Source organism: Desulfolithobacter dissulfuricans, assembly GCF_025998535.1.
In the GTDB taxonomy this organism is placed as follows: domain Bacteria; phylum Desulfobacterota; class Desulfobulbia; order Desulfobulbales; family Desulfobulbaceae; genus Desulfolithobacter; species Desulfolithobacter dissulfuricans.
Window position 1 is genome coordinate 2,741,248 of record NZ_AP024233.1, and the last position, 20,392, is coordinate 2,761,639.

Consider the following 20,392-nt stretch of genomic DNA (forward strand, 5'->3'; position numbering starts at 1 on the left):
CCGATTCAGGAGAACCTCTACTTGCCGATACAGAAGCTGGAAAAGATCGTATCCAGCACATCGTCCGGAGTGGTGATACCGACGATATCGCCAAGATAGTCCAAGGCCGCCTGTACTTCCACCGCCAGCAGATCCGGTGGCGCAGCCAGTTCCAGGGCCTGGCGCAGCCTGGTGCAGGCCCGGGCCGTCTGTTCCAAGATCAACCGATGGCGCAGGTTGGGCGCGCAGGCAAGCTGTTCCTGGAGCCGGTCATCCCCGCCAAGAAACCTGCGGTACATCCGCTCCTCCAGGATATCCAGCCCCCGGCCCTCCCGGGCCGACATCCAAACGATCTCTTCTCCGGCAAACCTTTCCTCCAGGAGTTCAACATCCTTCCTGGCAGCCACGTCGATCTTATTGAGGACAATAATCCGCTCCTTGCCGGCAATGGATTCGTACAGGGCCTGATCCTCAGCCTCCATCCCCCGGGACGCGTCTACCATGAAGAGGATAAGATCCGCCTCCTTAAACTTGCTCCTGGCCCGCTCGATCCCCAACTCTTCCACCTGGTCGGCATGTTCCCTGATTCCGGCGGTATCGACCAGAAACACCGGAACTCCATGGATGGAGACCACCTCTTCGATGGTATCCCGGGTGGTGCCGGGCACCGCGGTGACCAAGGCCCGGTCTTCGCGCAAGAGCGCGTTGAGCAGGCTGGACTTACCCACATTGGGACGCCCGGCAATGACCACCTTCACCCCTTCCCGCAGGATCCGACCCCGGTCAGCCTCTGCCAGCAGCCGGGCCAGCGGTTCCTCCACCTCCTGGTGCAGCTGCTCCCGTAACTGAGGAATATCCAGGATTTCCACGTCCTCATCGGGAAAATCAATCGCCACCTCGATCACGGCCAGGATAGCCACCAGGCCCTGCCTGATCCGTTCCACCCGGGCGTAGAGCTCTCCCTGGAGCTGATGGACAGCAAGCTGGATTCCGTCGCTGGTCCTGGCCTTGAGCAGGTCGATGACCGCCTCGGCCCGGGTGAGATCGATACGGCCGGCCAGAAAGGCTCGCTTGGTGAACTCGCCGGGCTCGGCCGGCCGGGCACCACACGCAAGGACCGCGGCCAGAACCGACTGGAGAACCAGGTAGGATCCGTGACTGTGCAGCTCCACCACATCTTCCCTGGTATAGGTATGCGGGGCCCGCATGTGAACAGCAAGAATCTCATCCAGCACCCGTCCATCCGGGTCGGTGATGGTGCCGTAATAGAGCTTGTGGCTTTCAAAGGTGGAGCGGGGCCGGGCTGGCCTGAACAGCTTCTGCATGATGGCAGGTGCCAGCGGCCCGCTGATACGGATGATACCTATGCCGCCGGTGCCGGGAGGAGTGGCAATGGCGGCAATGGTGTCACTTACTGGAAGAACGGCCACCGGAGCGACCTCGACGGCGTGACTGGGAGCCGGACTTGCGGCCCTTGCCCGGCTTGTAGATGAGTACCTTCTTGAACAGTCCTTCCCCCACCGAGCGGGAACGGACCTCCTTGTCTTCCTGGAGCACCATGTGCACCACCCGCCGCTCCGAAGGATTCAGGGCAGGTATGGCCTGGGTTTTACCATGTTCCTTGACCTGTTCGGCCAGTTCCAGAGCCCGTTCCCTGAGTTCCTGCATTCGCCGCTCACGGAAGTTACCAACGTCCATGGTCAGCATGATCCGGTCTGGCAGCCGCTGGCTCATCATCTTGCGGAGCAGATACTGGAGGCTGTCCAGGGTCCGTCCGTCCTGGCCGATGATGGCCTCCTCATGCTCACCGGAGATATGACAGTGAACCGTATTCTCACTGAAACTCACCCGAACCTCGGAAGGATATCCCATCAGGACCAGGATCTGCTCGATATCCGCCTTCACAGCGGCCAACATCTCCTCATCCGGAGGCTCAGGCGGTTCCTGGACCGGTGCTGCTTTCTCGGCTACCGGACCGCCCGCGGCCGGGGACGGAGCGGCCTGAACGGCTGCGCTCTCCCTGGCGGATGAAACATCCTGGCGGGGCCGATCCTTGACCGCAGGGGCAGCAGAGGACTGGGCAGTTTTTTCCTCTTCCGCCATCTCCCTGTCTTTGGCCCTGTCCTCGACAGGGGCAGACTTGGGGGCCCGTTTTTTGGGTTTCTTCTCCTCCGCCGGGACATCCTTTTGCCGCCGGGAGGCACGGATATGAGCCTTTTTCTTGCAGAGGCCGAAAATTCCTGCCGAACCGGTCTCCAGAATTTCTATATTCAGTTCTTCCTGCGAAACGCCCAGCTCCCGACAGGCCTTGTCTATGGCCTCGGGGACGTCGGATCCGTAAAAATCTTTTGCTTTAGCCTTTGCCATGTATGCCTCCTGTGCCAGAACTTATGCCTTACTGGTCTGCCGGTTGATGAGCTGTTGCTGCAGAATGGAAAGCAGGTTGTTGACAAACCAGTACAACACCAGCCCGGAGGCAAAATTAATAAACATGAAGGTAAAGAGGACCGGCAGCCACTGCATGATTTTTGCCTGGGTCGGATCGGCGGTGGTCGGGGTCATCTTCTGCTGCAGATACATGGACGCGCCCATGAGCAGGGTCAGCACCGGGATGCCGTGCAGCACCGGGATGTCGATCCCGATCCACAGCCGGTCCGGGGCCGACAGGTCGGTGATCCAGAGCATGAACGGCGCATGGCGCAGCTCGATGGACATCAGGAGCACCTTGTAGAGGGCGAAAAAAAAGGGAATCTGCAGGAACATGGGCAGACAACCGCCCAGGGGGTTGACCTTGTAGGTCTTGTACAGGGCCATCATTTCCTGGTTCATCCGCTGGGGATCATCCTTGTATTTTTCCTTGAGTTTGGCGACCTTGGGCTGCAGCTTCTGCATATTCTTCATGGACTTCATACCCTTGGAGGTAATGGGCCAGAAGATACCCTTGATCAGCACGGTGAGTAGAATAATGGCCACTCCATAGTTGCCCACATAGTCATAGAAGAAATTGAGCAGCCAGAGCATGGGTTTGGCGATGATGTCAAACCAGCCGAAGTTGATGGCCCGGGAGAGCTCATATCCTGTCTCCTTGAGGATGGACAGTTTCTTGGGGCCGAAATACATCTTGTACTTGAACTCCTGTACCGCCCCCGGTGCCAGCTGGGTCACTCCCTCGGCAACGATTGTGTGGACCTTGTCACCGGACGCGGCCATGGTGACCATCCGGGTGGTGGGCTCCTGGGGAATGAGGGCACAGATGAAATAGTTGTCCTCGTAGGCCGCCCAGGTGACATTTCCCTGGAGCGTCTGGACCCCCTGGCTCAGTTTCTTGCCCTTTATCTCGTGAAGCTCGTCATTGACCAGCGCCACCGGGCCGGAAAACATATAGCGGCTGGCGGCGGTTCCCTCGGTGAACGGTTTGTTGGTCAGCACCATGGCCGGCGCGGCCTGAAAGGGGGTGTCGCCGTTTTTCACCGTGTAACTGGTATCGATGAGATAGGTGGACGGGTCAAAAACCAGGGTGCGGGTCACCTCCACACCGCCGGGCAACCGGGCGGTCATGGTCAGGGTGGTGACCTGGTCCTCCTGGCTCAGGGTGATATGATCCCGGTCCGCCCGGTACAGGGGCAGATTCTCCGCCGCCCCATTATCCAGGGTAAAGAGCACCGGCAGGTCCAGGGGACTGCGGGTCTTCACCAGCTGCATCAGGGGCGAATTCTGGCTGTTGTCCCGCTTGTATTTCTTAAGTTCAAAGCTCTTGAAGCCACCGCCCTGTTCACTGATGACCGCGGTATAGAGGGGCGTGTCGATGACGATATCGCGGGCGTTGGGATTGGCCTCCACCTTTTGCGCCCTGGCTGCGACCGCAGGCTCCTGGCCCGGAACCGCCGCCGGGGCGGCGGGAGCGGTTTTTTCCACCGCAGAGGCGCCAGTACCGGTTTTGTTCTGCTCAGCCTGCTGGGTCTGCTGCTGACCACCCTGCTGCTGAAGCGCCGGCTTGACAAAGAAAAACTGGTAGCCGATCAATATGATAAACGAGAGAACAATGGCCAGAAAAGCCCTGTACATATCCATAATTATGTTCCTTTGTTATTACCTACAACACGAAAAAACCGGTCGCCATACATGGCCAGACCGGTAGTGTTCCACATACTTGATACAGCTGAGATCCGCGGACACAGCTCCTGCGACTGTTCTGAAATATACACCCCGTATGCCATCCTGGGTCAAGATCATCGCACCGGGTCGTACCCGCCGCGGGCAAAGGGATGGCAGCGCAGAATACGCCAGAGGGCGAGGATCGATCCCCGGATCACGCCGTGGCGGCGCACGGCCTCAATGGCATATTCGGAACACGTCGGGGTGTACCTGCAGCTTGGCGGGAAGAGGGGAGAGATGAAATACTGGTATCCACGGAAGCATCCGATACAGAACCGGGCCGCGATTCCGGGCCGTTTCCCGGCCCCTTCCCGGTCCTGCCTTGAACGCATTGCACGAGCCATGGTGCCTATTCCCGTGCCTTGCCGGACGCCATCATGGCGGCCACGGTGGAGGTGACATCATGGGCACTGTCAAGACCGAAGTCGGGCCGGACAGTGACAACGATATCGCTGTTCAGGGGATAGAGATCCCTGTTGCAGCGAAAACTTTCCCTGATAATCCGTTTAATGCGGTTACGCCGAACCGCTCCGCCAGTCTTTCTGTGCACGCTGATACCCAGCCGGTTGTATGGCAGGTCGTTGGGCCTGAAGATGATCTGCATCCCGTGGCCACGCATCCTCCTGCCCTGCCGGTATACCCGGTCAAACTCCCGTGACTTCCGCAGAAGATGGGCCTTCGGGAGCCGGAACCGTTCCACCCGGGTCAGACGGCCAGGCGTCTGCGCCCCTTGGCCCGACGGCTCTTGATCACCGCCTGTCCCGCACGGGTGCGCATCCGGACACGAAATCCATGGGTACGTTTACGTCTGGTATTGCTGGGCTGATACGTTCTCTTGCTCATGACTTTTTCCTTGTGATCTTTTCTGGTCCAGGCAGGTCGTTGCCGCTCCCTTAATCCGTCTGTTATCGTGCATTCCGCGATGAATATATGGTGCGTTCTCCAGCCTCCCGGCACATGTCAGTACCGGAAATCTGCCGACGACCTGTCCGGAGATGTGGTTGCGTTGTGACAACAGGAGTGCAGCCATCTCCGTGCCTTTCGGAATGGGCGAGCGAACAGCGAGCTTGCCATTTACTTTATGAAAATTTTATATTTTAATCACAGCCGACCATCTCTGTCAAATTATTTCCGTCACAAACGGTGTTTCAATGAACATTACCTCTTTCGAAGACATAGACTGGAACGCGCTCTGGCACCTGGCCAGGAAAAAGAAATCATGGCGCTCCAAGGGAGCGGCGGACTGGGACAGGAGGGCGCCTTCCTTTGCCCGTCGTACGGCCAGCTCCATCTACACTGAAAAATTCCTCCAGCTGCTCCAGCCCGACCCGGGCTGGTCTGTGCTGGATGTGGGTTGCGGACCGGGCAGCCTCACCCTGCCCCTTGCCAGAAAGGTCCTCAGGGTCACGGCCCTGGATTTTTCCCAGGCCATGCTGGACATCCTTGAACGGGATGCGGTCCGGCAGGGTATCGACAACATAACTCCAGTCCATCTCTCCTGGACCGACGACTGGGCCTCCCACGGTCTCAAGCCCCACGACCTGGCCATCGCCTCCCGCTCCATGTCTGTCCCTGACCTGCGCGAGGCCCTGGAAAAACTCAACGCCTTTGCCACCAGGCGGGTCTGCTTGACCGACCGGGTGGCCCACGGTCCCATGGATCCCGATGCCTTCGCCGCCCTAGGGCGCAAGCTTGAATCCGGACCCGACTACATATATACGATCAACCTCCTCTACCAGCTGGGGCATCGCGCCTCGGTGAATTTCATCGAGCTGGAAAAAGAACTCCACTACAGCTCCTTTGCCGAGGCCATGGAAAGCTACACCTGGATGTTCAGGGACCTGACCGCCGGGGAGCGGCAGCGACTGGAGGACTACGTCCGCTCCATCGCCACTTTCCACGGGGACGGCTCGGTCACCACCCGGCGCCAGCACCCGCCCATCTGGGCCTTTATCAGCTGGAAACCACGCCAGGAGCGCAACTGAGGGTTTTCTTGCAAAGATTGTCACTTGGGCATATAATCCACCCCTGTCTGTGGGAACACGCTCCTGCTGCCCCGTAAGAGGCGGTTCCTGTACGACATTCGATACTCTCAAGGAGAAATTCCACGTGCGGATCATGATTGTCGGTGCCGGCCTGGTAGGCCAGTACCTGTGCGAAAAGTTTTCCTCAGAAGGTCAGGAGGTTATCCTCATTGACCGGGACAAGGAAAAACTGCAGCGCCTGGAGCGGGAACTCAATATTCTCGTGGTGCATGGCTCCGGCGCCTCAGCCCGGGTCCTGGCGGAAGCCGGTATTTCCAAAACCGACCTGTTCATTGCGGTCACCGACAGCGACGAGGTCAACCTGGTGGCCTGTTTCATGTCCCGCCAGTACGATGTGACCACCCGGATTGCCCGGGTCAAGAGTGAAGACCTGCTCATGCCCGGCTCGGCTCTGAACGAAGACGCTCTGGGCATTGATCTGATCATCAGTCCGGACTGGGCCATGGCCGAGGAAATCATCAAGCTCATCCATGTTTCCGAGGCCTTTGACACCGCCGAGTTCGCCGAGGGTCAGGTCATGCTGCTCGGCTACACCGTGCACGAGGACCATCCCTTCATCGGGTTGTCCCTTTTCGAGCTCGGCCGCAAGCATGGCACCCAGCAGTATGTAATGACCGCCATCATCCGCGACGGCGAGACCATCATTCCCCGGGGCGAGGACGTGATCCAGGCCGGAGATAAGATCTATCTCATGGTTCTGCGGCGCGACATGGCCCGGGTGGAACAGCTGTTCCATTTTGCCAGCCGACTGCCCAGCCGAGTCTTTATCATCGGTGGCGGCGATATCGGCTACATGGTGGCCCGTCAGCTCGAGGAGCTGCATATCGATATCAAGATCGTCGAGGTTGACGAGGAACGATGCGAGTTTCTGTCCGAGAACCTGGCCCACTCCATTGTCCTCAACATGGACGGGCTCGAGGCCCACGATCTGCTGGAGGAAGGGATTGACCGGGCCGACCTGGTCATCGCGGTGACCGATTCGGCCACCACCAATATCCTGGCCTCCCTGCTGACCAAGTACCATGGCACCAAACGGTGCATCACCAAGATAACCCGCCACGATTTCATCCCCATGCTGGACAAGCTCGGCATCGACGTGGCCCTCAGCCCGCGCCAGGTTGCGGCGGACATGATCCTGCGCTATGTTCGCCGGGCGGATATCATCTCGGTGGCCACTATCCTGGACACCGATGCCGAGGTCATGGAAGTAACAGTGCCGGACCGCAAGCGGTTCGACAACGTTCCACTCAAGGACCTGGGCTGCCCCCGCGGCTCCGTGGTCGGCGCCATTGTCCGGGACCGGGAGGTTTTCATCCCCTCGGGTGACAGTATCATCCGGCCCGGGGACAACCTGGTCATCTTTTTCACCAAGGACGCGGCCAGGGACGTGGAGAAATTCTTCAATCCCGATGCCTGAAACATCCTTTTCCTCCCAGATCCTTTCCAGGCACAAGGACAACTGAGACGTACCTGTTATGCGAATCGGTGGTGTACTCAATCTCCTGGGCAAGCTGCTCATCATCCTGTCGCTGATGCTGCTCACCCCGGTGCCTTTTTCCATCTATTACCAGGATGGAATGATGGCCACCTTTCTGGCCTGTTCCGGCCTGGGACTGGTGGCCGGCACCATCCTGGTGGCCATCTTCCTGCCGGAAAAGGAGCTGGGCTACAAGGACGGTTTTGCCATTGTCGCCTTCAGCTGGCTGGCCCTGGCCCTGCTCGGTGCCCTGCCCTATCATATTTCCGGCCACGTGGGCTCGTTTATCGACGCCTTCTTCGAGTCCATGTCCGGCTTCACCACCACCGGCTCGACCATCCTCAGCGACATCGAAATTCTCCCCAAGAGTCTTTTGTTCTGGCGCACCATGACCCACTGGCTGGGCGGCATGGGTATTATCGTCCTGACCCTGGCCATCCTGCCCCTGCTGGGGATTGGCGGCATGCAGCTCTTCCAGGCCGAAGTACCCGGCCCCACCAAGGACCGGCTGGCACCGCGCATCCAGGACACGGCCCGCATCCTCTGGTCGGTCTATCTGCTGATGACCGTCATGGAGACCGTACTTCTGATGCTGGGCGGAGTGGACTTTTTCAACGCCCTGACCCATTCGTTCGCCACCCTGGCCACCGGTGGTTTTTCCAACCACAACGCCTCCATCGCCCAGTACCAGTCGCTCTACATCCAGTCGGTGATTATCCTGTTCATGTTCCTGGCCGGGGCCAACTTTTCCCTCCATTTCCTCGTCCTGCGGGGCGATTTCAAAGCTTATTGGAAAAACGAGGAGTTCCGCCTCTACCTGTCGATTATCCTGATCGCCACCCTGCTGATCTTTACGGTCAATCACTTCTCCGGCCTCTACGTCGAAGCCGGCCGCAACCTGCGCGACGTCCTCTTTCAGGTGGTCTCGATCATGACCACCACCGGCTTTGGCACCGCTGATTTCGATACCTGGCCGCCCTTTTCCCGTATCATGCTGGTCACCCTGATGTTTGTCGGCGGCTGTGCCGGCTCCACCGGCGGGGGAATCAAGGTGGTCCGCTTTCTCCTCTTCTTCAAGTACGCCCGCTCCCAGCTGCATAAGCTGGTCCATCCCCGCCAGGTGGAAACCATCAAGCTGGGCAACACCCGGGTGCCCCAGGACGTGATGATCGCTATTTTAAGCTTCTTTGCCATCTACCTGGCCGTGTTTCTCATCGCCAGCCTGATCATCACCGCTCTCGGGGTGGACATCATCACCGGGCCAAGCGCGGTGATCGCCACCCTCAACAATATCGGTCCCGGGTTACACCTGGTGGGTCCGACCCAGAATTTCGGCCACCTGCCGGGCCTGGCCAAGCTGGTACTCATCTTCTGCATGCTGGCCGGCCGCCTGGAACTCTACACCATCGCCATCCTGCTCACGCCCTGTTACTGGGAGATGACCCGGCGGCCGAAGCTGCGCTGGCAGAAACGAACCACCGAACACAAATAAAAACAACGAGCTGTCCATTCCCATATCCAGAGAGACAAGAAAATTTCCATGCCATCCACTGACAACCAGTACGATATCTGTGTCATCGGCGCCGGTCATGCCGGATGCGAGGCAGCCCTGGCCGCTGCCCGCATGGGCTGCCGGACCCTGGTCTGCATCATCAATGCCGACACCATCGGTGCCATGTCCTGCAATCCGGCCATCGGCGGCCTGGCCAAGGGACACCTGGTCAAGGAAATCGATGCCCTGGGCGGCGAGATGGCAAAAAACATCGATGCCACCGGTATCCAGTTTCGCCGCCTCAATACCTCGAAAGGACCGGCGGTCCGTTCTTCCAGGGCCCAGGCCGACCGACTGCTCTACCGGCTGCGAATGAAAAACGTCCTGGAAAACCAGGCGAACCTGGAAATCCGCCAGACCGTCGTCGACGAGATCCTGCTCCGGGACAACGAGGTCACCGGGGTGCTGACCTCACTGGACGAGATCATCCCGGTCCGGGCGGTGGTGGTAGCCACGGGCACCTTTTTAAATGGTCTCATTCACATCGGCCTGAAAAACTTTCCGGCCGGCCGGATGGGAGATGTACCCTCCACCAGCCTGGCCCGCTGGTTTGCCCATGTCGGTTTCCGCATGGGGCGGATGAAAACCGGAACCGTTCCCAGGCTGGACGGCACCACCATCGACTACGCCAACCTGGAACCCCAGTACTCCGACGATCCGCCGGCCCTGTTCTCCTTTTCCAGCACCGGCAGCCCTCCCCTGCCCCAGCTGCCCTGTCACATCACCTACACCAACCACCGCACCCATGAGATCATCCGGGCATCCATTGACCAGTCCCCCATGTACGCCGGCATCATCGAGGGTGTCGGGGCCCGTTACTGTCCGTCCATCGAGGACAAGGTCATGCGCTTTCCGGACAAGGAACGCCACCAGATTTTCCTGGAACCGGAAGGGCTCGATACGGTGGAAGTGTACCCCAACGGCATCCCCACCAGCCTGCCGCTCCAGGCCCAGATCGACATGGTCCACTCCATCCCGGGGCTTGAGAAAGCCCGGATCATCCGGCCCGGTTATGCCATCGAATACGACTTTATCGATCCCCTGGAGCTTCGCCCCACCCTGGAAACCAAGCGGATCCGGGGGTTGTTTCTTGCCGGACAGATCAACGGCACCTCCGGGTACGAGGAAGCAGCGGCCCAGGGCCTGATGGCCTCCATCAACGCGGTCCAGTACGTGCGCGACGACAAGCCGGTGATTCTGGACCGGTCCCAGGCCTACACCGGAGTGCTCATCGATGACCTGATTACGCTCGGCACCCGGGAACCCTACCGGCTGTTCACCTCCAGGGCGGAATACCGGCTCCTGCTGCGCGAAGATAACGCTGACCTGCGGCTGCGGGAAATCGGTTACCGGCTTGGCCTGGTGGATAGGGAGACCTGGGACAAGTTCCAGGAAAAGAAACGCTCCATCGAAGAAGCGGCGCGACTGCTGCGCAGCACCCGACTGACGCCTCTGCCCACGGTCAATGAGCTGCTCGGCCAGCTCGGCTCAGCCCCCACGACCCAGCCCCTGAGCCTGGCCGATCTTCTCCGCCGCCCCGAAATCCACCTGGGTCATATCCAGGCCCTGGCCCGAAGGGCGGGAATCGAGCTGCCCTTTGATCTGGCTGAGCTGCCCTTTCGCGATGAAATAGAAATTGAAACCAAGTATGAGGGCTACATTCGACGCCAGGAAGAGCAGGTGGAACGGTTCAAGAAACTGGAGCATATCCTCTTGCCGGAAGACATGCCCTACGAGACCCTGCCCGGTCTCTCCAACGAAGTGGTGGAAAAGCTATCCACTGTCCAGCCCCGTTCCCTGGGGCAGGCCTCGCGGATTTCCGGGGTTACGCCGGCGGCCATTTCGGTGCTCCAGGTCCATCTGAAAAAAATGGGGAGGCTGTAGAGCGGTATGCTGCCCTATCCAGATATCGATCCGGTGCTTATCCACCTGGGCCCGCTCCAGGTCCGCTGGTACGGCCTCATGTACGTGCTGGGCTTTATCGCCACCTATTTACTGGTGGGCTTTCAGACAAGAAAATTTCACTGGCGGGAACTGGAGCAACGGCTCGAGAACCTCAACCTGGTCCTCATCCTCGGCGTGATCCTGGGCGGCCGTCTGGGCTATGTGCTCTTCTACAACCCCTCCTACTACCTGAGCCATCCCCTCCAGATCCTCGCCACCTGGCAGGGGGGCATGTCGTTTCACGGCGGCTGCATCGGAGTGATTATCGCCGGGGCGATCTATTGTCATCGGCACCGGCTCGACTTCTGGAAAACCGCGGATCTCTACGTGGTCACGGTCCCTGTCGGCCTCGGCCTCGGCCGGATCGGCAATTTTCTCAACGGCGAACTGTTTGGCCGGGTCACCGATGTGCCCTGGGCCATGGTATTCCCCGGCGGCGGCCCGGTGCCCAGGCATCCTTCCCAGCTCTACGAGGCCTTTCTGGAAGGAGTGGTCCTGTTTCTCGTTCTCTGGAGCCTGAAGAGCAGACCATGGCGGGAACAGTCCCCGTACTGGCCCCATGGATCCATGATGGCCCTTTTTCTCATCCTCTATGCGCTCGTGCGCATCTTTGTCGAACAATTCCGCGAACCGGACCCGCAGCTGGGAACCGTTGCCCTGGGGATGACCATGGGACAGCTCCTGAGTGTCTTCATGCTGATCGGCGGTACCGTACTCTGGCTTGTGCGGATACAAACAAAAAAAGCGGCCCGGATATCCTGAGCAGATATCCGGGCCGCTTCTTCTGGAGAAAACAGGTATCTGTACTGATGCAGATACCGGAAGCTTACTGAATCTTCTGAACCAGCTCCTTACCGGGCCGGAACTTCACCGCCCGGCGGGGAGGTATACGTACCGCTTCGCCTGTTTTAGGATTGCGACCGATACGGGGCGCCCGGTCGACGATGGAAAAGCTGCCAAAGCCCACCAAGGTAACCCTCTCTCCCTCTTCCATGGCCCTTGACATGGAAGCCAGCATTCCGTTAAGTCCCCTCTCTGCCGCCACCTTGCTGATATTGGCTGCACTGGCTATTGACTCGATAAGATCACTCTTGTTCATAACTCGTCCCTCCTATCGTGGTTTTCTTGACAGGCAATGCCTGTATCCACTCTTGCCCAGTCCTTTTGTTGATTTAATTAAACAGCGACGGGCTAAAAAAACAATTGTGGGAGTTACCCATTCTTCACTAGGTAAATATACCTATAAAGCACTGGAGCAGAAGAGATAGGGAGGAATGTGAAACAGAAAATCAGTCGGGGACGACTATGGAGTTACGGACCACGTAATTGACCAGATCGATAGTGTTTTTCATTTTGAACTTGCGCAGAAGGTTGGCCCGGTGATGGTCGATGGTCCGGGGGCTGAGACAGAGCAGCTCGGCCATCTTCTTGGAGGTATACCCCTTGACCACCAGGTGCAGCACCTGTTTTTCCCGGTCGGTCAGCGGCACCGGCTGGACATCCCTTTTTTCCCGGAAGGCGGTGATCATCTCGTTGGTTACCTCCTGGGCAAGCTGGGGGGACATATAGATCCTGCCCTCCTGAACCGTGCGGATGGCGTTCAAAAGCTCGGTATCAGAATCATCCTTCATCAGGTAGCCGTGGGCCCCTGCCGAGATGGTATGATAGAAATACTGGCTGTTGCGATGCATGGTCAGGATGAGAATCCTGATTTCAGGATACAGCTCCCGCAGCTTTCCCAGGACCTCGAGCCCGTTGAGCCTGGGCATGGAGATATCGAGAATGATCATATCCGGCTGGTCCTGTTCCAGCAGTTTGAGCAACTCGTGGCCGTCGGCCGCTTCGCCCATGACCTCGAAGCTGGATTCCTGCATGATGATCGACTTGATACCCTGTCGGATCAACCCATGGTCGTCGGCCAGTATGATGCGATAGGATTTCATGACTGAGAGCTCGAGATCGGTTTGTTTTCCATGAAATTTTCTTTCCTGGACAGCTCCATACATGCAGCCATCGGTTTTCAGGTAAACGTCAGGCTGACCGGACAGTGATCCGAGCCGGCCACCTCGTCGTGGATCGCTGCCCCCCGTATCCGATCCCGGCTGGCGGGATCGACCAGAAAATAATCGATCCGCCAGCCGATGTTCCTTGCCCGGGCATTGAAACGGTAACTCCACCAGGTATAACAGCCGGGATCCTGGTTGAACTGGCGAAAGGTATCCACGTAGCCGGCGCCGATCACCTCGTCCATCCAGGCCCGTTCCTCAGGGGTGAAACCTGGATTTTTCACGTTGGAATCCGGATTGGCCAGGTCGATCTCCCGGTGGGCAACGTTGAAATCCCCACCCACCACCACACTTTTGTGCTCGCAGAGCAGGTCCAGATGCTGTCGTACAGCCCGGTTGAAGGCCATCTTGTAGTCCAGCCGCTTGAGACCGTGCTGGGCATTGGGGAAATAGATATTGACGAAATAGAACGAATCAAATTCCAGGGTCAGTACCCGGCCCTCGTGATCAAACTCTTCCCGGCCAAGTCCGTACACAACATCCAGGGGCTCACTCCGGGTGTAGATCGCGGTGCCGGAATAGCCCTTTTTTTCGGCCGGATACCAGAAGGAATGGTATCCCTTGATTTCTCTCAGCTTTTCCGGGAGCTGTTCCGGCATGGCCTTGATCTCCTGGATGGCGAAAATGTCTGCATCCAGCTCGTGGAAGCTGTCCAGAAAACCTTTTTTGTAGGCAGCCCTGAGCCCGTTGACATTCCAGGAAACAAATCGTTTACCCACCCTTTTGCCCTCTTTTTTGCGTGGCCCGCCCGCCACCACGTTCCTCGGCGTGATGCCGATCCTGGGGCAGTAACGGGCCACAACGCATCGATCACAATGGGGCAACCTCGGCTTGCAGGTTCCCTGGCCAAAAGCCACCAGGATGGAGTTGACCTTGAGCCAGTATTCGGGCGGCAGCTTCTCTCTCAGGGCCATTTCGGTCTGCAGTGGAGTGGAGGTGGCAACATAGCCCCAGATGTTCATGATCCGGTGCACATGGGTGTCCACACAGATGGCCGGTTTGCCGAAAGCGACCGCCACCACCAGGTTGGCGGTTTTGCGGCCGACTCCGGGCAGCCTGACAAGATCCTCCACCCGGTCGGGTATCCGGCCATCGAACATAGTGGCCAGGGCCGACGGCAGCTCACGCAGGTACCGCGCCTTGTTACGAAAAAAACCCACCGGATAGATGAGCTTCTCCAGATCCTCCACGGACAGCCGGGCCAGCTCCCCGGATGTCGAGGCCCGGGCAAAAAGCCGTCTGCTCGCTGCGGCTGTCACCTCGTCCTTGGTCCGGGCGGAAAGAATGGTCGCCACCAGGACCTTGAACGGATCCCTGGTCTGGGCGGCGATAAGGTCCACCACCGGAACCTGGTAGTCCCTGACCTCCTCTTCAAGAAGAGAGAGAACCTTGTCAATGGGAAAGGTCATTCTCCGCCTGCCTTCCGTCAAAAATCAGTCCTCCAAGGGGCCGGTAGTTACCAAAACCTTCCAGTTACACGCCTTGATCCGCAGCTGACTGGACAAATCAAATCGCCCTATTTTACCAGAGCCCTCGTCCTGCAACAACCATCTTTCTCTGCAAGCCACCGGGTCTCGGACCGCTCTTGAGAACCAGATTACTGAGGATCCATTCATTTTTCGTCCGTTTCCCCTTGACTTTGTCGGCAACAATGCTATGACTTAAGGCGGTTTGCAAGGTTTTTTAAATTTCTCCCTCAACGATACAACAGTACAACAACGTTCTCCGGTCCATTGTCCTTCCTGCGGCAGTGTGAGCGGCAGTGTATACCTGTGCCCTGTGTGCAACCAAGCGGTATACGGTAGCGGAAATCAGAATGTAGAATGCGGCTGAACCAGCGATGGAGCGTGGGTGCCACTGCGTTCCCGGTTCGAAAACCCTCTGAGTCTCCTGGACTCGTTTGCCCGCCAGCCATTCTCTTCTTTGAAACCCAGAGCCAAGACCCGGGATCGAGGTCCGCTTAGGTACGATTTCTCGCCATACCTGTATCAACTGGCTGCCCATGGGCTCAAGAACCTTTTAAGGATCCGGTCCAGGTCTATACTGTCCGCCCGGCGGGCATGGGTTGCATAGTGGTATCTTTGAGGTCCCTGTTCTATTTCATCAAGGAGGAGAAATACATGGAGATTCAACAAAACATCAGTGCTGACGAAGCGATTGAACGGCTGCTGGAGGGAAACCGCCGCTTTGTGACTGCTGAGCTTACCCACCCACACCAGGATCCAACCTGTCGCATTGCCCTGAACCAGGGGCAGGCTCCGTTTGCCGCCGTGCTGGCCTGTGCCGATTCCCGGGTTCCGCCCGAGGTAGTATTCGACCAGGGCCTGGGAGATCTTTTCGTGGTCCGGGTAGCCGGCAACATTGTCAACGATCAGATACTGGGCAGCCTGGAATATGCCTGCGGTCATCTGGCCACCTCCCTGATCATGGTCATGGCCCACTCGCGCTGCGGGGCTATCGGCGCAGTTGCCAGCGAAGCAGAACTGGAGGGCCACATCGCCAGTCTGGCCCCGGAAATTCAGCCGGCCGTGGAGCGGGTCAAGGGACAGCCCGGCGACCTCACAGACAATGCGGCCAGGGAAGTGGCCCGTATGACAGCGGAAAAGCTCAAAAACTCGGAGCCGGTTCTTAAAAAGCTGGCGGCCGACGGCAAGATCAAGGTCGTGCCGGCTTTTTACGAGTTGGAATCGGGCGAACTCAACCTGCTCTAACCGGCATGGCCGGACCATATTTCAGCACTGCCCAGCCACAACAGACCATGAAAATCACCCTGGCAACACCAGGCCCAGGGGCGATTTTCGGATAAACCAGCATGGCTGGACCATATTTCGATACGTCCCAGCCACAACAACCTATGAAAATCACGATGGAATTATCAAAACTTGCGGTGATTTTCGGATAAACCTGCGAGAACCTGTTGCAGAAAGTCCTGCCATAGCCGCGGGGGCGCACCGGACGACGGTGCAGGACGGGCTGAAACAAAAACATCCCACATGCATCCAATATTAAACGGTAAGGAAGACAGCCAATGATATTTAAGATTTTCCCGTTTCTTCTCTGGTTCAAGGGTTACAAACCCAGCGACTTCAAACTGGACCTGGTGGCCGGTGTCACGGTAGCGCTGGTGCTCATTCCCCAGTCCATGGCCTATGCCCAGCTTGCCGGGCTGCCGGCCTACTACGGCCTGTACGCCGCCTTTCTGCCACCCATGGTCGCCGCCCTGTTCGGGTCCAGCCGACAGCTGGCCACCGGACCGGTGGCCGTGGTATCACTGATGTCCGCGGCCTCCCTGGAGCCCCTGGCCACCGCAGGGTCTCCGGAATTTATCGCCTATTCGGTGGTGCTTGCCCTGGTGGTTGGTATCTTCCAGTTTTCCCTGGGCGTCCTGCGGCTGGGCCTGGTGGTCAACTTCCTCTCCCATCCCGTTGTCAACGGCTTCTCCAATGCGGCCGCGATCATCATTGCCTCGTCCCAGTTTTCCAAGTTTTTCGGCGTCTATGTCGACAAGGCACCGCATCATTATGACACCATGATCCGGGTGGCCAAGGCGGCCATGGACTACACCCACATCCCCACCCTGCTCTACGGTATCAGTGCGGTGGTCATCATGGTGGTGCTGAAAAAAATCAATCCCCGCATTCCCAATGTGCTGGTGGCGGTCCTGATCACCACCGTTATCTCCTACTTCACCGGTTTCAATCATGATGCAGTGGTCGACGTATCGACAATCCGGCACCCTGAAATCAAAGAAATTATCCTGAAATTCAACCAGACGGCGGAGGAGATCAAGGCCATTGGCAACGAACGGGCGGCTCTGGGGCTCAAGCTCGACGAACTGAAAAAGGAACTAAAGGATTCAGGAGGACACGGAACTCCCATTGAACTCATCAAGCTGGAGAGTGAAATAGAAATTCTCACCGCCATGATGGAAGAGGCCAAGCAGCATGCCCATGAACTGCGCTATCACCTGCGGCACCTGAAATTCGCCGGGGTCCAGGAAGGAGACCGGCTGGTCTTCTACCCCAAGGACAAGGTACCGCCCGGGATGACCGCCGACGGCCGGACCTGGCGGATCAAGATCAAGAACAACCCCCTGGATCTGACCAGGCTGACCATGATGGGCGGCGGGGCCGTGGTCGGCAAGATCCCCGAAGGTCTGCCCACCTTTGCCGTTCCCGACCTGACCGTGAAAACATTTTTCAAGCTGCTGCCCACGGCGGTCATCATCTCCCTGCTGGGCTTCATGGAGGCCATTGCCATTGCCAAGGCCATGGCCGCCAAAACCGGTCAGAAACTGGACCCGAACCAGGAACTCATAGGCCAGGGGTTGGCCAACATAGTCGGCTCCATGGGTCAGAGTTACGCGGTTTCCGGCTCCTTTTCCCGCTCGGCTGTCAACCTGCAGGCCGGAGCTGTTTCCGGCATCTCTTCCGTTGTCACCTCCCTGATGGTGGTCATCACCCTGCTGTTCCTGACTCCACTGCTCTACCACCTGCCCCAGGCGGTACTGGCTGCGGTTATCATGATGGCGGTCATCGGCCTGGTCAACACCAAGGGCTTTGTCCATGCCTGGAAGGCCCAGTGGTATGACGGCGCCATCTCTATCATCACCTTCATCGTCACCCTGGTCTATGCCCCGCACCTGGACAAGGGCATCATGGTCGGGGTGGCCCTGTCCATGGCTGTTTTTCTCTACAAGTCCATGCGTCCGGTGGTGGCAGAGCTGTCCATGCATGAGGACAAGGTTCTCAAGAGTGCGGAGCATTACCGGCTCAAGGGCTGTCGCCACATATCGGTCGTCCGCTTCGACGGCGCGCTATTCTTTGCCAATGCCAGCTACCTGGACGAGCAGGTGGCCAAGTTCCGGACCGAGCACCCGGATCTGCGCTACATTCTGCTGGATGCCAGAGGGATAAACGACATGGATGCCTCGGGTGAAGAGGCTCTGGCCCTGCTGGTGGAACGGATCCGCGCCGCCGGTCTCGGGTTTGCCATGTCCGGGGTCAAGGGCCAGGTTATGGCGGTCATGGAACGGACCGGTCTGCTGGGCAAGATCGGGCGGGAAAATCTCTATCCGGATACGGAGAGCGCTGTTTCCGACCTCATCGACAAAGTCCATACCGAGATGGGAGTGGACGAAGACGCGTGCAAGGACTGCCCCCTGACCCACTACGTGCCCCGGACGACCTGATCCGGCAGACCGGACTTCAGCACATAAAAAAAAGCGGGCCCGACAGCCCGCTTTTTTTTATGCATCTTATGCATCAGAAGAGCAGGTCACCGCCCGTGGGCATAATAGTATTTCTGCTGGTACTCATAGGAACCAAACATCTTGGCTTCCAGGGCATTGGTCTTGTAGGCATTGAAGACCAGCCCGACAATCTTGTCCCGGCCGATGAGATCCACCAAGTCCTGGACATATTCCCTCCGGCTCCCGCCCCAGCGGACCACCAGAATCACACCGTCCACATGCTGGGCCAGGATGGCGGTTTCTGAGGCAGCCCGCATGGGCGGACTGTCAAAGAGGATTATCCGGTCGTCATAGCGGGAAACCAGTTCATCGACCAGCCGGCCCATGGTTACGGAGCCGAGCAGTTCCGATGGATTGAGCGGCGGAGGCCCGGCAGGGATGAGTGAGAGTTTGTCCACCCCGGCCTTGAGAATGGTCTCGCCCACATCGTCCCGGTCACGGAGAAAATTGACCAGCCCCCGGTCATTGGGAAGTCCGAACAGGCTGTGGAGAGTGGGCTTGCGTAGATCACAGTCCACCATCAGGGCATACTGATCCACTCCCTGGGCTAGAACCACTCCGAGGTTGGCACAGACAAAGCTCTTTCCTTCACCCGGGGAGGCACTGGTGATCAGAAGGCTGCGCGGCGGATCCCCCTCGAAAGGATGGAGGATCCTGGTCCGCAGGGTACGAAAACTTTCCGCCACCGGGGCATTGGTTATGGAGGCGTTGACCAGCCGCTCGTCCCAGTTCCCGGCCACAGGCCTGGGCACCTCCCTGGCCGGTCGTTTTGCCTGTTTTTTTCTTTTTCTACCGGATTTCGGTCCCTCGGGGCTGAAGGAGTGGGCCTTGAGCGGGACAATTCTTCCGCCGATCCGGCCTTTTCCAGTGCATCAAAAACCTTTCCCATGCAAGCCTCCAGCTAAACGGTCTAAAAATAAATGGATAGTATCCCGCCACTGGGGCGGCAGGATGAACTGCAGCGGCGAATAGGGCCTGAGCGGAGGAACAGCTTCCACCACCGCAAACCCGAGCAGCAGAAGAAGAAGCACTGTCAGACCACGGCCGACGAGCCCCCTGTTCCCTGAATCTTTTTTTTTCTGAACCGGCAGGGGCAGGGGAGTTTCTTCACCGGGAAAATGCAGCTCACCAATACACTCCCGGATAATGGATCCATCTATGACCGGTTTTTCCATGGCAAACCCGGTGAGCAGGGCATGATCACAGAGGATATTGATCAACCGCGGGGTACCCTTGCTCGCCTGGTAGATCAGATCCATGGCCTCGCCGGTGAACAGATCAAGATGCTGGCCACCGGCCCGGCGCAGACGAAAGAGAATATACTGCCGAGCCTCCTCGGAGTTGAACGGCTGGAGATGAAATCGCATCCCGATTCGCTGACGCAGGGGCAGCAGCCGGTCATCGGACATCCGAACATTCAGTTCCGGCTGGCCAACCAGAAAAACCGACAGGACCTCCTGTCCCTGCCGGTCCTGATTGGACAACAACCGGATCTCTTCCAGAAGTTCCACCGGCAGGACGTGGGCCTCGTCCACGATCAACAAGACCTTTTCCTCCCGTTCCTGGCACCCCTTGAGAAAATCGGCAAAAGCGAGAAGAAAGGCGGCTTTGTTACCCTGAAAGGTCAGGCCGAAATAGTGGCCGATATAGGTGAAAAACTCCTCCCGCTCCAGAACCGGGTTGTTGAGCAGGCAGAGATGGACCCGGTTGTCCAGCGAAGCCACCAAGGCCTGGAGCAGGGTGGTCTTGCCGGTTCCCACATCACCTGTCAGGACCAGGAACCCCTTGCCGGACATCACCCCGTATCGCAGGATGGCCAGAGCCTCCTGATGGGTCTCGCTCATGTAGACCACCTCGGGATCCGGTGAAAGTTCAAAGGGTTTTCTGGATAATCCGTAATATTGTCGATACATGGAAACAGTT

Annotated in this window: 19 protein-coding genes; 7 read left to right on the top strand and 12 right to left on the bottom strand. The window is 58.3% G+C overall.

Annotated features, from left to right (window positions below; all coding sequences use genetic code 11):
- Positions 1 to 17 precede the first annotated feature (17 nt).
- The 6 genes from mnmE to rpmH form a co-directional block, all read right to left on the bottom strand.
- Positions 18 to 1,409, bottom strand: a complete 1,392-nt coding sequence (mnmE, locus tag GF1_RS12255; protein ID WP_267926834.1) for a tRNA uridine-5-carboxymethylaminomethyl(34) synthesis GTPase MnmE — start codon at positions 1,407 to 1,409, stop codon at positions 18 to 20.
- Positions 1,387 to 2,346, bottom strand: coding sequence for a Jag family protein (locus tag GF1_RS12260; RefSeq protein ID WP_267926835.1), 960 nt, complete (start codon positions 2,344 to 2,346; stop codon positions 1,387 to 1,389). Before GF1_RS12260 ends, mnmE begins: the two co-directional genes overlap by 23 nt.
- A gap of 21 nt (positions 2,347 to 2,367) precedes the next feature.
- Positions 2,368 to 4,050, bottom strand: a complete 1,683-nt coding sequence (yidC, locus tag GF1_RS12265; protein WP_267926836.1) for a membrane protein insertase YidC — start codon at positions 4,048 to 4,050, stop codon at positions 2,368 to 2,370.
- A 158-nt stretch (positions 4,051 to 4,208) separates the two neighbouring features.
- Entirely contained in the window at positions 4,209 to 4,403 is a 195-nt protein-coding gene (gene yidD / locus GF1_RS12270; protein WP_353740465.1) for a membrane protein insertion efficiency factor YidD, read from the bottom strand.
- A gap of 80 nt (positions 4,404 to 4,483) precedes the next feature.
- Positions 4,484 to 4,834 carry a ribonuclease P protein component gene (rnpA, locus tag GF1_RS12275; protein WP_267926838.1) on the bottom strand — a complete coding sequence of 117 codons (351 nt, stop codon included), beginning with the start codon at positions 4,832 to 4,834 and terminating at the stop codon, positions 4,484 to 4,486.
- A gap of 5 nt (positions 4,835 to 4,839) precedes the next feature.
- Positions 4,840 to 4,977, bottom strand: a complete 138-nt coding sequence (rpmH, locus tag GF1_RS12280; protein WP_267926839.1) for a 50S ribosomal protein L34 — start codon at positions 4,975 to 4,977, stop codon at positions 4,840 to 4,842.
- 308 nt (positions 4,978 to 5,285) lie between these two features.
- Here rpmH and GF1_RS12285 point away from each other — a divergent pair, with 308 nt between their 5' ends.
- The 5 genes from GF1_RS12285 (at position 5,286) to lgt (ending at position 11,914) form a co-directional block, all read left to right on the top strand.
- Positions 5,286 to 6,119 (top strand): class I SAM-dependent methyltransferase, encoded by an 834-nt coding sequence (locus GF1_RS12285; protein WP_267926840.1) that lies wholly within the window; start codon positions 5,286 to 5,288, stop codon positions 6,117 to 6,119.
- A 133-nt stretch (positions 6,120 to 6,252) separates the two neighbouring features.
- Positions 6,253 to 7,596: a Trk system potassium transporter TrkA gene (trkA, locus tag GF1_RS12290; protein ID WP_267929148.1), complete on the top strand. Its 1,344-nt coding sequence runs from the start codon at positions 6,253 to 6,255 to the stop codon at positions 7,594 to 7,596.
- A gap of 58 nt (positions 7,597 to 7,654) precedes the next feature.
- A complete protein-coding gene (locus GF1_RS12295) occupies positions 7,655 to 9,148 on the top strand; it encodes a TrkH family potassium uptake protein (RefSeq protein ID WP_267926841.1) in 1,494 nt (497 codons plus the stop codon).
- Positions 9,149 to 9,196: 48 nt separating this feature from the next.
- The gene (gene mnmG, locus GF1_RS12300) at positions 9,197 to 11,092 is read left to right on the top strand and encodes a tRNA uridine-5-carboxymethylaminomethyl(34) synthesis enzyme MnmG (RefSeq protein WP_267926842.1); all 1,896 of its coding nucleotides are present in this window, start codon (positions 9,197 to 9,199) and stop codon (positions 11,090 to 11,092) included.
- Positions 11,093 to 11,098: 6 nt separating this feature from the next.
- Complete coding sequence (lgt, locus tag GF1_RS12305; protein WP_267926843.1) at positions 11,099 to 11,914, top strand: prolipoprotein diacylglyceryl transferase; 816 nt, start codon at positions 11,099 to 11,101, stop codon at positions 11,912 to 11,914.
- 64 nt (positions 11,915 to 11,978) lie between these two features.
- Here lgt and GF1_RS12310 read toward each other — a convergent pair whose 3' ends face one another.
- From GF1_RS12310 to GF1_RS12320, 3 genes are all read right to left on the bottom strand, one after another.
- Entirely contained in the window at positions 11,979 to 12,251 is a 273-nt protein-coding gene (locus tag GF1_RS12310) for an HU family DNA-binding protein (protein WP_267926844.1), read from the bottom strand.
- Positions 12,252 to 12,441: 190 nt separating this feature from the next.
- Entirely contained in the window at positions 12,442 to 13,095 is a 654-nt protein-coding gene (locus GF1_RS12315; RefSeq protein WP_267926845.1) for a response regulator, read from the bottom strand.
- A gap of 77 nt (positions 13,096 to 13,172) precedes the next feature.
- On the bottom strand, positions 13,173 to 14,627 hold the full coding sequence (locus GF1_RS12320) for an exodeoxyribonuclease III (RefSeq protein ID WP_267926846.1): 1,455 nt from the start codon (positions 14,625 to 14,627) through the stop codon (positions 13,173 to 13,175).
- A gap of 711 nt (positions 14,628 to 15,338) precedes the next feature.
- On the opposite strand from GF1_RS12320, the gene GF1_RS12325 reads away from it, so the two are divergent.
- Positions 15,339 to 15,929, top strand: coding sequence for a carbonic anhydrase (locus tag GF1_RS12325; protein WP_267926847.1), 591 nt, complete (start codon positions 15,339 to 15,341; stop codon positions 15,927 to 15,929).
- Here GF1_RS12325 and GF1_RS12330 read toward each other — a convergent pair.
- Positions 15,916 to 16,206 (bottom strand): hypothetical protein, encoded by a 291-nt coding sequence (locus GF1_RS12330; protein ID WP_267926848.1) that lies wholly within the window; start codon positions 16,204 to 16,206, stop codon positions 15,916 to 15,918. The two genes, GF1_RS12325 and GF1_RS12330, sit on opposite strands and share 14 nt — an antisense overlap.
- A 40-nt stretch (positions 16,207 to 16,246) precedes the next feature.
- Here GF1_RS12330 and GF1_RS12335 point away from each other — a divergent pair, with 40 nt between their 5' ends.
- Positions 16,247 to 18,409, top strand: coding sequence for a SulP family inorganic anion transporter (locus tag GF1_RS12335; protein WP_267926849.1), 2,163 nt, complete (start codon positions 16,247 to 16,249; stop codon positions 18,407 to 18,409).
- 86 nt (positions 18,410 to 18,495) lie between these two features.
- Here GF1_RS12335 and GF1_RS12340 read toward each other — a convergent pair whose 3' ends face one another.
- Complete coding sequence (locus tag GF1_RS12340; RefSeq protein WP_267926850.1) at positions 18,496 to 19,209, bottom strand: CpsD/CapB family tyrosine-protein kinase; 714 nt, start codon at positions 19,207 to 19,209, stop codon at positions 18,496 to 18,498.
- A 132-nt stretch (positions 19,210 to 19,341) separates the two neighbouring features.
- Positions 19,342 to 20,382, bottom strand: a complete 1,041-nt coding sequence (locus GF1_RS12345) for an ExeA family protein (RefSeq protein WP_267926851.1) — start codon at positions 20,380 to 20,382, stop codon at positions 19,342 to 19,344.
- Between the last annotated feature and the right edge of the window lie 10 nt (positions 20,383 to 20,392).